The sequence below is a fragment of the Winogradskyella algicola genome (assembly GCF_005869935.1).
GTDB lineage: Bacteria > Bacteroidota > Bacteroidia > Flavobacteriales > Flavobacteriaceae > Winogradskyella > Winogradskyella algicola.
In genome coordinates this window covers 21,797-36,062 of the sequence record NZ_SZQF01000006.1, presented here as the reverse complement: position 1 = coordinate 36,062, position 14,266 = coordinate 21,797, and the positions used below count along the sequence as shown (strand labels likewise).

13 protein-coding genes and 1 tRNA gene are annotated in these 14,266 nt (G+C 32.8%); 6 read left to right on the top strand and 8 right to left on the bottom strand.

Going from position 1 to position 14,266, the window contains the following annotated elements; all coding sequences use genetic code 11:
• The first annotated feature begins 9 nt into the window (after positions 1-9).
• Together FC091_RS10145 and FC091_RS10140 are read left to right on the top strand one after the other, a co-directional pair.
• On the top strand, positions 10-198 hold the full coding sequence (locus FC091_RS10145; RefSeq protein ID WP_138434166.1) for a hypothetical protein: 189 nt from the start codon (positions 10-12) through the stop codon (positions 196-198).
• Between the two features lie 259 nt (positions 199-457).
• A complete protein-coding gene (locus FC091_RS10140) occupies positions 458-1,864 on the top strand; it encodes an MATE family efflux transporter (protein ID WP_138434165.1) in 1,407 nt (468 codons plus the stop codon).
• 77 nt (positions 1,865-1,941) lie between these two features.
• On the opposite strand, the gene FC091_RS10135 is transcribed toward FC091_RS10140, so the two are convergent.
• On the bottom strand, positions 1,942-2,691 hold the full coding sequence (locus tag FC091_RS10135) for a bacteriorhodopsin-like (RefSeq protein ID WP_138434164.1): 750 nt from the start codon (positions 2,689-2,691) through the stop codon (positions 1,942-1,944).
• A 105-nt stretch (positions 2,692-2,796) separates the two neighbouring features.
• Between FC091_RS10135 and FC091_RS15390 the strand changes: the two genes are divergently transcribed.
• Together FC091_RS15390 and FC091_RS10125 are read left to right on the top strand one after the other, a co-directional pair.
• The gene (locus FC091_RS15390) at positions 2,797-3,666 is read left to right on the top strand and encodes a Brp/Blh family beta-carotene 15,15'-dioxygenase (protein ID WP_171032504.1); all 870 of its coding nucleotides are present in this window, start codon (positions 2,797-2,799) and stop codon (positions 3,664-3,666) included.
• A gap of 43 nt (positions 3,667-3,709) precedes the next feature.
• Complete coding sequence (locus tag FC091_RS10125) at positions 3,710-4,855, top strand: trans-sulfuration enzyme family protein (protein WP_138434163.1); 1,146 nt, start codon at positions 3,710-3,712, stop codon at positions 4,853-4,855.
• Here FC091_RS10125 and FC091_RS10120 read toward each other — a convergent pair.
• From FC091_RS10120 to FC091_RS10110, 3 genes are all read right to left on the bottom strand, one after another.
• Positions 4,836-5,528, bottom strand: a complete 693-nt coding sequence (locus FC091_RS10120) for a DUF2490 domain-containing protein (protein ID WP_171032503.1) — start codon at positions 5,526-5,528, stop codon at positions 4,836-4,838. The two genes, FC091_RS10125 and FC091_RS10120, sit on opposite strands and share 20 nt — an antisense overlap.
• A 93-nt stretch (positions 5,529-5,621) precedes the next feature.
• Entirely contained in the window at positions 5,622-7,259 is a 1,638-nt protein-coding gene (pckA, locus tag FC091_RS10115) for a phosphoenolpyruvate carboxykinase (ATP) (protein ID WP_138434161.1), read from the bottom strand.
• Positions 7,260-7,271: 12 nt separating this feature from the next.
• Positions 7,272-9,161 (bottom strand): SLC13 family permease, encoded by a 1,890-nt coding sequence (locus tag FC091_RS10110; protein WP_246035863.1) that lies wholly within the window; start codon positions 9,159-9,161, stop codon positions 7,272-7,274.
• Positions 9,162-9,331: 170 nt separating this feature from the next.
• Between FC091_RS10110 and bshB1 the strand changes: the two genes are divergently transcribed.
• Both bshB1 and FC091_RS10100 read left to right on the top strand, forming a co-directional pair.
• Positions 9,332-10,054, top strand: coding sequence for a bacillithiol biosynthesis deacetylase BshB1 (gene bshB1 / locus FC091_RS10105; RefSeq protein ID WP_138434160.1), 723 nt, complete (start codon positions 9,332-9,334; stop codon positions 10,052-10,054).
• A gap of 61 nt (positions 10,055-10,115) precedes the next feature.
• Positions 10,116-10,191 (top strand) — tRNA-His (locus tag FC091_RS10100).
• 57 nt (positions 10,192-10,248) lie between these two features.
• Here FC091_RS10100 and FC091_RS10095 read toward each other — a convergent pair.
• The 4 genes from FC091_RS10095 to FC091_RS10080 all read right to left on the bottom strand — a co-directional run bounded on the left by FC091_RS10095 (position 10,249) and on the right by FC091_RS10080 (position 14,249).
• Positions 10,249-11,829 carry a M28 family metallopeptidase gene (locus tag FC091_RS10095; protein ID WP_138434159.1) on the bottom strand — a complete coding sequence of 527 codons (1,581 nt, stop codon included), beginning with the start codon at positions 11,827-11,829 and terminating at the stop codon, positions 10,249-10,251.
• A 97-nt stretch (positions 11,830-11,926) separates the two neighbouring features.
• Entirely contained in the window at positions 11,927-12,964 is a 1,038-nt protein-coding gene (locus FC091_RS10090) for a M28 family metallopeptidase (protein WP_138434158.1), read from the bottom strand.
• Between the two features lie 160 nt (positions 12,965-13,124).
• The gene (locus FC091_RS10085) at positions 13,125-13,463 is read right to left on the bottom strand and encodes a DUF2232 domain-containing protein (RefSeq protein WP_138434157.1); all 339 of its coding nucleotides are present in this window, start codon (positions 13,461-13,463) and stop codon (positions 13,125-13,127) included.
• A gap of 6 nt (positions 13,464-13,469) precedes the next feature.
• The gene (locus FC091_RS10080) at positions 13,470-14,249 is read right to left on the bottom strand and encodes a DUF3108 domain-containing protein (protein ID WP_138434156.1); all 780 of its coding nucleotides are present in this window, start codon (positions 14,247-14,249) and stop codon (positions 13,470-13,472) included.
• Positions 14,250-14,266 lie beyond the last annotated feature (17 nt).

Here is a 14,266-nt window from a genome sequence, read left to right as displayed (position 1 = left end):
CCCTCAAAAATGAACTACTTCAAAAAATTAGGAATAGCGAACGTTCTAATGTTAACTTTGTGCGCAGTTATAATCCTTGTTGCCGAATATTTATTTTTAACTGGAGACCAGATGCATGGCCTCTTTATTGGTCTGTGGGCACCTACTTTATTAGGTGTTATGATTTACTTAAAACTTGTAGATAATGGTAGCAAATGATATTGTATTATGGTTTTCTATAATTGTTATAGTTTTGGTAGCGCTCTGGGCAATTCTGATGATACGTGCTTATAACAAGGCTGGTGAAAAAGACTAATTTCTTAATTATTGAACTTTTTTTTGAAAAATAATACGCATATTTGTGCTATTATGATTGCCTAATTTACCCATCGAATATCATTCGTCACTACTTCATGTGATATGAAAACGTTGAACACTTCTATATGTTCAGTAGTAATTAATCGTACATTTTTTAATTATGCAATCAAACAAAGTTTCAATACTTCAATTTCTTAAATATTTGAAAATCGCAATTTCGGGAAAAGAGCAGGAATTCACTTCTGGTAGCATTCGTAAAGCTGTTTTTATGCTGTCAGTTCCAATGATTCTAGAAATGCTAATGGAATCTATCTTCGCAATCGTAGATATCTTCTATGTTTCTAAAGTTAGTGTAAATGCAGTCGCAACGATAGGTTTAACTGAGTCTGTTATTACATTAGTGTATGCTGTAGCAATAGGCTTAAGTATGGCTGCCACTGCAGTTGTTGCCAGACGTATTGGAGAAAAGGATAGGGAAGGAGCCTCACAAGCAGCAGTGCAAGTGTTAGGATTAGGTGTTATAGTAGCTACTGTAATAAGTGTTATAGGTATACTTTTTCCAAAGGAAATTTTGCAATTAATGGGCGGCGAACCCGATTTAATTGCTGAGGGTTATGGGTACACTCAAGTGTTACTTGGTGGAAATGTTACCATAATGCTTTTGTTTTTAATCAATGCCATTTATAGAGGTGCTGGTGATGCATCAATAGCCATGTGGGCATTAGTTTTATCTAATGGTTTAAACATTATTTTAGATCCAATTTTTATTTTCGGTTTTGGTCCAATACCAGCATTTGGTGTAGAAGGAGCTGCAATCGCTACAACAATTGGTAGAGGTACAGCAGTTATTTTTCAACTTTTAGTATTGTTTTATGGATGGAGTAAAATTAAGATTGGTTTTAAAGATTTAGTGCTTAGAGTAGCAGTAATGCTTAACTTAATTAAAGTATCGCTAGGTGGAATAGGTCAGTTTTTAATAGGTACATCTTCTTGGGTATTTTTAATGCGTATTATGAGTGAGTTTGGTAGCGAGGTATTAGCCGGATATACAATAGCTATACGAGTTATGATGTTTACGCTTATGCCTGCTTGGGGAATGAGTAATGCTGCTGCGACCTTGGTAGGACAGAATTTGGGTGCTCAAAAACCTAATAGAGCAGAGGCTTCTGTTTGGAAGACAGGAAAGTATAGTACAATTTTTATGGGATTTGTTTCTATTGTTTATCTCATTTTTGTGCCGCAAATTATATCTTGGTTTACTCAAGAACCAAATGTAATTAAAAATGGAGCACTTTGTCTAAGGATTATAGCTGCTGGTTATGTATTCTATGGTTACGGTATGGTAATAATAAACGCCTTTAATGGTGCTGGCGATACCAAGACACCAACTTGGATTAACTTTATTTGCTTTTGGTTGTTTCAATTGCCGTTTGCCTATTTAATGGCTTTAACATTTAATCTTGGGCCTGTTGGTGTATTTGCTGCAATAACTTTAGCAGAAGTGTTAATAACAATTATAGGGATTGTCTGGTTTAAAAAAGGTTATTGGAAATCTGTTAATGTTTAAAAAATTGAAATAAAAAACGTCCTTAGCAGTTTGTAGCTAAGGACGTTTAACCTAACTAATAAAATATATTTAGAGTATTAAGAATTTTCAGGTGCTGTTTTTAATGCTGATGAAGCTACCGCTAAACCATAAATCACAAGACCGAATCCTATTTTGTTTACAGCGTCTCCAATATTATATATTACATCCATGTTTAAACCTAAGCCTGCTAAACCGTCATACCATCCTGGTGTGCCTGCCATATATCCTAATGGGTAAATAGCCCATCCTACCAGTACAAACCAACATAATGTTTTATGTGCTTTGAGAACTGCACCACCAGCTTGTTCTGCCAATTTTTTAGCCTCACCGAACCAAATAATGTAAACGATGATAAAATATGCAATCCCAGAAATTAGACCCCAAAGCCATGCTTGGTCTCTGTAAACAGCTTCACCGAAATAACCTGTAACCAGCATCACTACTGACCATCCGATTAATTTCCACATTAGTGACTTTTTAGCTCCAGCCACTTTCAAAATTAAAAAGAATTCTACACACATTAAAGGTACAGTTAATACCCAATCAACATACCTAAAGAATGTTGGCGATTCTGCAAAAGAAGCCCAATAGTCTCTCATGTACCAATAGTGCACTGCTGCAATAAATGTAATCAATCCTGAAACAAGGATAGAAGTTCTCCACTTTCTGTCAAAACTATTCATTGATAGAAAGAAAAAGGCCGAAGCGGCCATCATAGCCATACATCCAACAAAGAAAGTAAAGCCAACATAGTCATCAGTTGCAAGTTTACTTACATCTGCTAATAAAACGGTTAGTAATTTCATAACATTATTATTTTTGTTTAATCAAAATTAATTAAAGTTAAACAAATATTGTTTAAAATTTTCATAAAAAAATTAAACAAAATAAAATTTTACTACCTTTATATTGTGAGATTTCCAATATTTAACTTAATAATTACGGTTTTTTTATTTTGGCTTACTATTCAAATAGATAGTCAATTTGAAACATATCTATCGTACATTCTAGTATGTTCTGTGGGTATTTTACATGGTGCAAACGATATTTCTATTATAAGCTTTCTCAAAAGAGGCTATAAAAGAAATAGGATTTTTTCAGCATTGTATATAATTCTTATCCTCTCAAATATCTTTATTTTTTTTACTTCACCTTTATTTGCATTAATTGTATTTATTACAATTAGTTGTTATCATTTTGGTGAACAGCATTACAATCATTTTATTAAACAAGGTGGTTTAAAGTCATCATTTTTCTTTTTTAGTTATGGGTTTTTAATTTTCGGACTACTCTTTTACAACAACTTGAATGAAACCAATAAGATCATTTTTGAATTGACAGGTGTATTAATTAGTAAAGATTTATTCCTATATTTTTTATGGTTTGGCATTATTACAACGCTATTGTCAACTATCATAAACTATAAAAATTTTACTACTGAGTTTAACTATTTGCAAGAGTTGTTTCTGATAGCATTATTCGCGCTTTTGTTTAAGTTAGCAACGTTATTGTGGGCTTTTACTATATATTTTGTGATTTGGCATTCTGTACCAAGTCTCATCGATCAAATAAAAGTTTTGTATGGTGATACAAATAAGATCAATTGGATTAATTATATAAAATCATCATTCATATATTGGTTTATATCTATTATTGGGTTAGTTGTGCTTTACTTTGGAAGCGATTATTTACAATTAAATTTTATCACAGTGTTCTTTGCTTTTTTAGCGGCTATTACCGTTCCTCATGTTATTGTTATGTACTTTTTGAATAAGAATTGAAGATTTATTAGTCTTAAAAATCGCTTTTATTTATTTTTATAATATGAAAAAATTAGGACTCAATACTATCTGTACTCATGTCGGTGAAGTTAAAGATGAACAGTTTAAAGGAGCAGTTTCTCCAATATATTTAAGCTCGTCTTACGAATTTTTAGATGTTGATATAAAACGCTATCCACGTTATTTTAATACACCAAATCAAGAATATTTAGCAAAAAAAATAGCAGCTTTAGAACATACTGATGCTGCATTAATTTTTGGGTCTGGTATGGCAGCTATAAGCCATATGTTTTTGGCGTTTTTACAAAAAGGAGATCATTTGGTAGTTCAAAATACATTGTATGGTGGAACGGTTAATTTTATAAAAGAAGAATTTCCAAAATATGGTATAGAATATACATTTACCAATGGTTATAAAGTTGACGATTTTGAAGCTGTCATTCAACCTAACACAAAGCTCATTCATATTGAAACACCTTCTAATCCACTATTGACTATTACAGATATCAAAGCCATAGCAAAGCTTGGTAAAGCCAAAAATATCCTAACATCTATTGATAATACGTTTGCTTCTCCAGTAAATCAAAATCCGATTGATTTGGGTGTTGACATGGTAATGCATTCTGCTACAAAATATTTTGGAGGTCATAGCGATATTTGTGCAGGTGCAGTAGCAAGTTCTCAAGAGCATATAGATAGAATATGGAATGTAAGTAAGAATCTTGGTGGTAGCCTTAGCGATATGACGGTCTGGATGCTTGAGCGTAGTATGAAAACTCTAGGCTTACGTGTAAAGGCGCAAACCAAAAATGCTATGAAAATGGCTAAATGGCTAAACAAACACCCAAAAATAGCCAAAGTCTATTATCCAGGTTTAAAATCACATCCTGGACATAAATTGGCAAAATCTCAAATGAAAGGATTTGGTGCTATGCTGTCTTTTGAATTAATAGATGGTTTAGATGCCTATCAATTTCAGAAATCGTTAAAACTCATAAAATCATCAATGAGTTTAGCAGGTGTAGAAAGTACAGTTATTTCTCCATATCTAACTTCCCATGCGCTTTTAACGCAAGAAGAACGCGATAAAGTTGGTATAAGTGATCGATTAATTAGATTCTCTGTAGGTATTGAAGATGTAAAAGATTTAAAACGCGATATAGATAAGGCTATAGCTGCGCTAAAGTAGTTTTTGGTTTGCGATTATCTGTTTTAAAGCTAATACCAACCTGTATTCTGTTAAGATTGTTTTTTCGAATATGTTGTTTTAAATAGCCTATTTGCAATTGTGAATGTTTGGTGACTTTAAAACCCAAGCCACTGTAAAATCTATTTTCATGGAATACCTGATCTTGAAAATTTACAAAAGGTTCTTCTGAAACGTTGATAAAAACACTTTTGCTAAGATTATATGTAAAACTCATACGATACCTAAATCTATTTTGAAGTTCATTTCTGTCTACAAAATCTAAAAAGCGATGCTCTAATTTTGCTCTATGTTGAATATTTATTTTTGCAATTTTATGATTAATGACGTATTGTTCATAAACACGATGTTCGTGTATGTTTGGTTGATGATCAAATTCAAAAACAGTATCGATATCCAAGTAAGCATAACCAATACCGAGAGTTTGATTGTTTTTTAAATGATAATTACCACGTAAAGAGATATAAGCTAAGTTATAATTTGAGGATGCCTCATAAAATCGTAATTCGGCATAAGGATTAAGACTAAAACGTTCGCTTAACCTGTGATGACTACCATAGGTATACCAAGAGCCTAAATGATTTTCTGATGGATTTTGGGCATTGAGGTTAGTTGCAACTAAAGTTAAAAATACAATTGTCAGTAGAATTCTCATTTGACTTTTCATCTTTATTATTTGAGAATTAGAGTTCAGTTAAGGTAATGAAAAAGAGGAGCTCCATGAGAGCTCCTCCTTGTCATGGAATTATTAAACATGGTCTGTTAAATGATGATGCTCATCAATTAATGGACCTCCTTCTATAATTTGTTCAGAAGCTTCACTTGCAAATTTTTCAAAGTTCAAGTGGAATGAGTGTGCTAACTGAATAGCTTTACTAATGTAAGCTCCTTTTTGTAACCAAGTATTCATTGGGTCTAACATTTCTGTAGGAACGTTAGGAATGTATTTTGGCATGTTTAATCCAAAGATTGGGTGTTGTTCATAGTCTACATTGTCTAATTCTCCATTAAGAATAGCGGTAATCATAGCTCTTGTATATTTTAATTTAATGCGAGAACCAACTCCATAAGGTCCGCCACTCCAACCAGTGTTAAGTAACCAGACGTTAACGCCAGCTTCTTGCATTTTGTTGCTTAGCATTTCTGCATATTTAGTTGGGTGTAATGGCATAAATGGTTCACCAAAACAAGCAGAGAATGAAGGAACAGGCTCTGTAATACCAGCTTCTGTACCAGCTACTTTAGCAGTATATCCAGAAATAAAGTGGTATGCAGCCTGACCAGGTGTTAACTTTGAAACAGGAGGTAATACACCAAAAGCATCACAGGTTAAAAAGAATATATTCTTAGGATTATCTGCATAAGATGGCTGTTGTATGTTATCTATGTGGTAAATAGGATAACTCACACGTGTATTTTGTGTTATGCTACTATCCATATAATCTACTTCACCGTTGTCTTTAAAGATTACATTCTCTAAAATAGCACCAGGTTTAATAGCTCTATAGATGTCTGGTTCTTTTTCTTCAGTTAAATCAATAACCTTGGCGTAGCAACCACCTTCAAAATTAAAGATTCTGTTTTCAGCTGTCCAGCCATGCTCATCATCACCAATTAATTTTCTGTTAGGATCAGCAGATAGTGTCGTTTTACCAGTACCTGATAAACCAAAGAAAATGGCTGTTTCTCCATCTTCGCCAACATTGGCAGAACAGTGCATTGGTAATACATTTTTATCAACAGGTAGTATCATGTTTAGAGCAGAGAAAATCCCTTTTTTCATTTCACCTGTATATGCAGAACCACCAACTAATGCTATTTTTTTAGTGAAGTTTAAAATTGAAAAATTACCTTGTCTTAAACCATATTTTTTTGGTTCAGGACATTCATAACCAGGTGCACAAAGCACTAGCCATTCTTCTTCAAAATTTTCTAATTCTTTTGCAGTTGGTCTTAAAAACATATTGTATATAAACATGTTAGACCATGGATATTCTGTTACAGTTCTAACTCCCATTCTATATTTTGGGTCTGAGCATACAAAACCATCACGAACATAAATTTCTTTTTCACTTAAATACTTTTCTATTTCGCCTTGTAGATAGTCGAAATTTTCTGGTGATATGGCTTTGTTTGTTTTTCCCCACCAAACTCTATCTTTTGTATAATCATCCTTTACTAAAAATCTATCTTGAGGTGAGCGTCCTGTAAATTTTCCGGTGTTAATGGCTAAGGTACCATTAGAAGTTTCTTTGCCCATTCCTTTTTCAACAGTAATGGTTTGTAATTCTTCAGGAGAAAGATTCCAATGTGCTTTGGTGTCTTTCAGTCCATACTTTGTAAGGTCTCTAGTTTTCATAATCGGATCTTTTAATAATGTTTCCATGAGTTAAAAATTTTAAAATGGCCAAATCAATGGCACTAAGGTTAATGTTGTTATTAAGAAGAGTAGAAGCAGTGGTGCACCTACTTTTACATAATCAATAAATTTGTATCCACCTGCTGTCATTACCATGGCATTTGTAGTAGTGCCTACAGGAGTTAAAAAGGCTGTTGAAGCACTAATAGCTACAGCTATCATAAATGGTGCGGCAGATAGACTTAATGTATTGGCTGTAATAATGACAATCGGCGCCATTAAAACTGCAGTTGCAGAATTGTTTATAACTTGACTAAATGATGTTGTGAGAAGAAAAACACCACCAAGTAATACAATAGGGTGTAAACTACCTAAGGCATTTACCAATCCATCAGCTATAAGTTTTGCAGTACCTGTTTTTTGAAGTGCTAATCCCATAGGAATCATAGCTGCAATCATAACGACACTTACCCAACTAATACCTTTGTATGCTTTTGGTATTGGTACACATCCTGTTATTAATATGATACCTGCTGATATTAAAGCGGCAACTGCTCCAGGAACAATTTTAAATACTAATAATCCAATCATTAACACTAATGCAAATAGTGCTATGTAAGATTTGTAAGTAATATTGGTTACCGTTTTTGCCATACCTTCAGGACTACCAATAATAACAAGGTTTTCATGATAAGTTTTAAGTTGCTCTATATCGTTCCAAATTCCTCTGATTAAGAAAGCATCACCAGCTTTAACCACAATTTCTCTATCTGTAAATGGTTTATTGTTTCTAGATGCAGCCATAAGTTGAACACCAAATCGTTTAAAGTATCTACCAATTCTTAAGCGTCTGCCAACTAATGTAGAATTTGGTGTTACAATAATTTCGGTCATACCAACCTCTTGATTAATTAAATTGTTACGCAACTCATCTGCAATAGGTTCTAATGGTAGTAATCCTAATCTAAATTTTATCATTAATGCATTAATCGCTTCGGTAGTTCCTTTAACAGTTATGATATCATGATATTTAAATTCAGTGTCATTTGAAGGAAATTCAATAAAAGCTTCATTTCCCTTAAGTAGATTGGGATGACGACGTTTAATTCTCAATATTGAAACTTGATGATTGTCCTCAAAATTCCATTTACCAATATTGGTACCAAGCAAGGGAGATACAGAACGTACTCTTAATCGGTAATAGTCACCTTCTACCTTGTAAGCTTCAATCCATTTATGAAGCGTTGTACTAATATCTACAGGTTTATTGTTGGTTTTATTGCTAGGTAATAATTTGTAGCCAATAAATTTAAAGTAGAGTAGTGCAATTAATAATAGAGGAAGACCAATTAATCCAAATTCAAAGAAAGAAAAGCCTTCTAAACCGCTTTCTAACATGGTATTATTAACAATAATATTTGGTGGTGTTCCGGTTAATGTAAGTAAACCGCCAGTATTAGAGCCAAATGCCACAGGCATTAATAGTTTAGAAGGTAATGTCCCAATACTCCATGCAGAAGATATGGTTACAGGCATTAGTGTTGCTACTGTACCAGTATTACTAACAACACCAGATAGTAAACCAGAGCCTAAAGTTGTGATTAATAAAAGCTTTGTAATGCTTTTTCCAGCCATTTTTATAAACTTCTGACCAGCTAAGGCTGTCCAACCAGTTTGAGATAAACCTTCACCAATAATAAATAATGCTGCAATCATTATTACGGTAGGATTGCTAAAGCCACTCAAAGTTTCTTGTAGGTCTAAAATTCCAAAAAGAAATAAGCTGAGCATAGAAAGTAGTGCAATAATGTCTGGTGTGAATTTTCCCCAAATGAAAAGGATAATTGTAATTGTTAAAATGACCAGCATTAGATTCATAATGGTTAGTGCTTTAAAATCTCCTGTAAAGTTAAAGGCAATACATACCAATATTTATGACGAATGTCATGCTTTTGAGGATTTACGAATTATTCAATTATTGGTAGATAATAGAATAACAATTCAAAGAAAATTTAAACGAAACCGTTTGCGAAATAGAAAGAAAATGAAATTCTATATCCTTTTTAATATTTTTGACATCAGAGAAAAACGAAAAACACATGAAATTAGACATTTTAGCCATAGGAGCACATCCAGATGATGTAGAATTAGGTTGCGGAGCTACAATTGCAAAAGAGGTAGCAAATGGCAAAAAAGTTGGGATTATAGATTTAACAAGAGGCGAACTAGGAACAAGAGGAACAGCAGACACTAGAGATGAAGAATCTTTTAATGCAGCAAAGATTCTTAATGTTTCTATGCGAAGCAATATGGAATTTGCTGATGGCTTTTTTGTTAATGATAAAGAACACCAAATAGAGCTTATAAAAGAAATACGAAAGTATAGACCAGACATTGTGTTGTGTAATGCTATTGATGATAGGCATATAGATCATGCTAAAGGGAGTAAGTTGGTTAGTGATGCTTGTTTTTTGAGTGGATTGATAAAAATTGATACTAAACATGAGGATGGTGACGATTGGCAAGAGCCTTGGAGACCTAAAGCAGTGTACCATTACATACAATGGAAAGATTTAGAACCAGATATTATAGTTGATGTTACTGGTTTCATTGAAAAGAAGATGGAAGCTGTTTTAGCTTATAAAACACAATTTTTTGATCCAGACAGTAAAGAACCAGAAACACCAATTTCTAGTAAAAATTTTACAGATAGTATTATTTACAGAGCAAGAAATGCAGGAAGACTTATTGGTACAGAATACGGTGAAGGATTTACTGTAGAGCGTTATCCAGCAGTAGATTCTTTATTTGATTTAAAATAAGTGCAGAAAACGTTTTGTAGAAAAATGTAAATAATTTACATTTGCAGTCCTAATCAAAAATGGTGGTTGTAGCTCAGTTGGTTAGAGCGCTGGTTTGTGGTACCAGATGTCGTGGGTTCGAGTCCCATCTTCCACCCAAAAAGACAAAGCCTTTCAGTAATGAAAGGCTTTTTTTGTATATCTATTTAAAGCTGTTATTCTGTAGCTTTATCAACAACTGGTTTGTTTGCTCTATTTGCAATTTCCCATGCTGTGTAAAACACCAATCGAGCTCTGTTTTCTAGTAAATCATATTCAATTTTGTCTGGCGTATCACTTGGTCTGTGATAATCGTCATGTGTGCCATTGAAATAAAAAATTACTGGAATATTGTTTTTTGCAAAGTTGTAATGATCGGATCTGTAGTAAAAACGATTTGGGTCATTGTCATCATTAAAGGTATAATCTAATTCTATGTTACAGTATTTTTTGTTTACCTCTTCTGAAATATTGTGCAAATCTGTGCTCAACTTATCACTACCTATAAGATAGACATAGTTTCTATCACCTTCTTTACGCTTTGGGTCTGTTCTACCAATCATGTCTATATTAAGATTGGCAACAGTATCTTCTAAAGGAAAAATAGGGTCATTATCAGTGTAATACCTAGAACCTAAAAGACCTTTTTCTTCACCTGTAACATGAAGAAACAAAATAGAACGCTTTGGTCCATGTCCTGCTTTTTCAGCTTCTCTAAATGCTTCTGCTATTTCTAGTATTGCTACAGTACCAGAGCCATCATCATCAGCACCATTATATATTTCACCATTTTTAATGCCTTCGTGGTCTAAATGTGCAGAAATTACAAGAATTTCATTTGGCTTATCTGATCCTTCAATAAACGCGACTACGTTTTCGGAAGAAATTTGCTCAGACTTATTTTCTATTGCGACTTTTAAATTTGTTTTGATTTCCTTAGGTTTTTCGTCTTCTAAGATTGAAGAATGGAGCGTTTTCCCTAATTTTTCATTGATCATAAGCATAGTTAGATCATCGTTATTGCTCTTTAATGACAATCTTCCCATAGCATCTAGCATAAACTGTCTTTTAAAATAAGGTGCATATCTAGAGAATAATTCATTATCTAGATAGATTAACATTTTGGCACCGTTTTCTAAGGCAGCATCTCTTTTGCTAGATAAGGACTGACGACCGTTGGTCCATTTGGTATCTTCAGCACTTCCTGTTGTAATGTAATTTCCATCTGCATCTTTTGGCTCACCAGCTCTTGCTAAAACAATTTTACCTCTAACATCTAAACCTTCATAGTCTGAGTAATTTTCAGCATGAATACCATACCCTACATAAACAACATCATTTGCAATCATATCTACATTACCACTAGATCTTAAAACAATTTGGTCCTCAAAACTTTGAAAACTCTCGTCATTGACAAATACTTTTGCCTTGGATATACTTTGTTTTTCTAATGGAACCTCTTGAAAATAGTCATCTTTGCCAAGAGGTGAAGGAATACCAAGACTAACATAATGAGCTTTAAGATAATCTACTGCCATTTTTTGACCTTTAGCGCCCGTATCCCTTCCTTCAAACTCATTTGAGGCGTATTTGTAGAGCATTTCTCTAAGCTCACCAGCGGTAATCGTAGAAGCATATTTTGTTGGGTCTACAACTTTTGCTTCATTCATTTGTATTGAGGTGGTATTACTTTTTGAAGAAGTTCCGCAATTAGTAATTAAAAGTGTAGCAAAAAAGATTAATACTATTTTTTTCATTTTATACATATTTATTTAACCATAACAATTTTGAATAAAATTACGAAAAACAGAATTATTGAAGAGTTTTTTAATTTTCTTTAAACAAAGCTCAATTCTAGATAATTTCTGGTTTTAAGCGCTCTGGTGAATTTGCCAAATACCATGCAGTTGCAAAGATGAGCTTTGTGCGTTTTGCAAGTAAAGGATAATTTATTTTGTCAGCAGTATCTGTTGGCTTTGTGTAATCTTCATGCTCACCATTAAAAAAGAAAACAACAGGTATACCTTTTGTTGCAAAGTTATAATGATCAGACCTGTAATAGTAACGATTAGGGTCACTTGTGTCATTATACTCATAATCTAAATCTAAATTCACAAAAGTATAATTGGCTTCTTGAATTATGAAATGAAGTTCTGTGCTTATACGGTCTGCACCAATTACATAAATATAGTCTTCATTTCCATCATCTAGATGCCTTTCATCCACACGACCAATCATATCAATATTAAGATTACTTACTGTATGTTCTAATGGAAATATTGGGTTATTTGTGTAGTATCTAGAACCATGGAGTCCAACTTCCTCACCGGTAACATGTAAGAATACGATACTACGCTTAGGTCCATAACCATCTTCTTTAGCCTTTTTAAAAGCTTCAGCCATTTCAAATACAGCAGCTGTACCAGAACCATTATCGTCTGCACCAGGATAAATTATACCGTCTACAACTCCTTCATGATCTGAGTGAGCAGTTATGTATATATATTCATCAGGAAACTCTGAACCCTCTATATAGGCAATGACATTTTGCGACTCATTTAAATCATCTGGTAAAACTGATTTTGGTACTATTTGATAATAATCTGGATGGGTTTTTGGTGGCTTTATCCCTAGCGAGTTATAATAACCTCTAATGTAGTTACAGATTTCGTTGTGACCTGTTTCACCAGTCATACGTCCATAATACTTTTCTGAAGAAACTTCCTCTACGTAGATTTTAAGCTCCTCGGTAGTAATAGTTTTTAAGTATTTTTCAACAACTTTCTTATTGTCATAAGAAATGCTATCTTTTAATTGTTCAATTTTCTCACTATGTCTTAATGTAGCGCAAGAACCTACAAGAATAAGTGCTGAGGCAACTAATACTTTCATTTAACTAAATATTTCTAACGGATTAACTTATGTTGTAAATTCTAATAATCATTCTCTTGCGAAAAATTAGGGCTTGATTATACAATTTAGTTGTAACTATTTGATTTAAGCAAAAATAAGTTAAAAGTGTTATATATTTTCTTACAATGAGGATGAAATTTTATAAATCTTCATCAATGTCTATGTCTTCTAGCAATTCTTTAGAATCTTCAAGGTTTTCTTCATCGCGTTGTTCTAATTGCTCAATGTCACCAACTTCTGATGTATAATAAATACTTTTGTAAATAGTTAGGGCTAAAGCAATGATAACCATTAAAAAAATATATTGGATGGATTTTGTTTTGGTTTTATCCTTCTTAGACATAAAAATAATTAATAAACCGCACACAAAGGCTACTATAATTGGTATTACAGCAAGATTTGAGAGTGGTGTAACAGCTAAGATAACTGCTAAAACCGCAGCTATAAATCCTAGAATTATAATTAATTTCTTTCCCATAAGATTTTAATGTTTTAAACCAGTTGCAGATTGTATTTTTAATTCTCCATTACCAACAGGAATTTTAAATTTTGCGTAAACAGGAATCTTGTTTTCGTCAGCAGTTAACCATAGTAAATTAGAATTAGAACCCTTAAGAACATCACTACCTTTAATTGATATTGCCAATTTGTAACATTCTTTAGATCCTATCTTTGTAGAAATAGTTTCTTTACTAAGATATTTTAATGTGATGGAAGTTTCTTTATTGTCAAACAATACTATAAAGTCCTGTTGGTCACCAGGATTAGCTTTGTGAATGTCTAAATTTCTTATGTAATACAATGTACTTACAATATCTTTTGTAGAAGCGTTGATTTTTACATTTTTGTTTTCATCCCAAGTCGTACCATCCTTTCTTTTTTTACGCTTTAAGCTTTTTACCAATTTAGCTTTATGGTTATACTTATACTGCATAAATTTATAATAACCGCCTTCACTAATATCTCTTTTGTACAAATAAGGTGTTAGTGTTTTTGGATTTACATAGCTTTCGTACAAATCTCTAATTTTAAAGAAATTATCCCATTTTTTATAAGTTGCAGCAGTACACTTTAAGCGCATAAGTGTACTTTTTGATGTTTTTACTTCACTGGTTTCCATTTTAACTTCGGCAATATCTGTCAGTATACCAGACATATTATATGATGCTGAAAAGACTAATTTTTCACCGAAAGCAATTGTATTGTTTTGGGCTGTTATAGACAATCCACATAAAAGCGTAAAAACAAAAAAGTATTTTTTCATAAAGATTGATTTGTGAT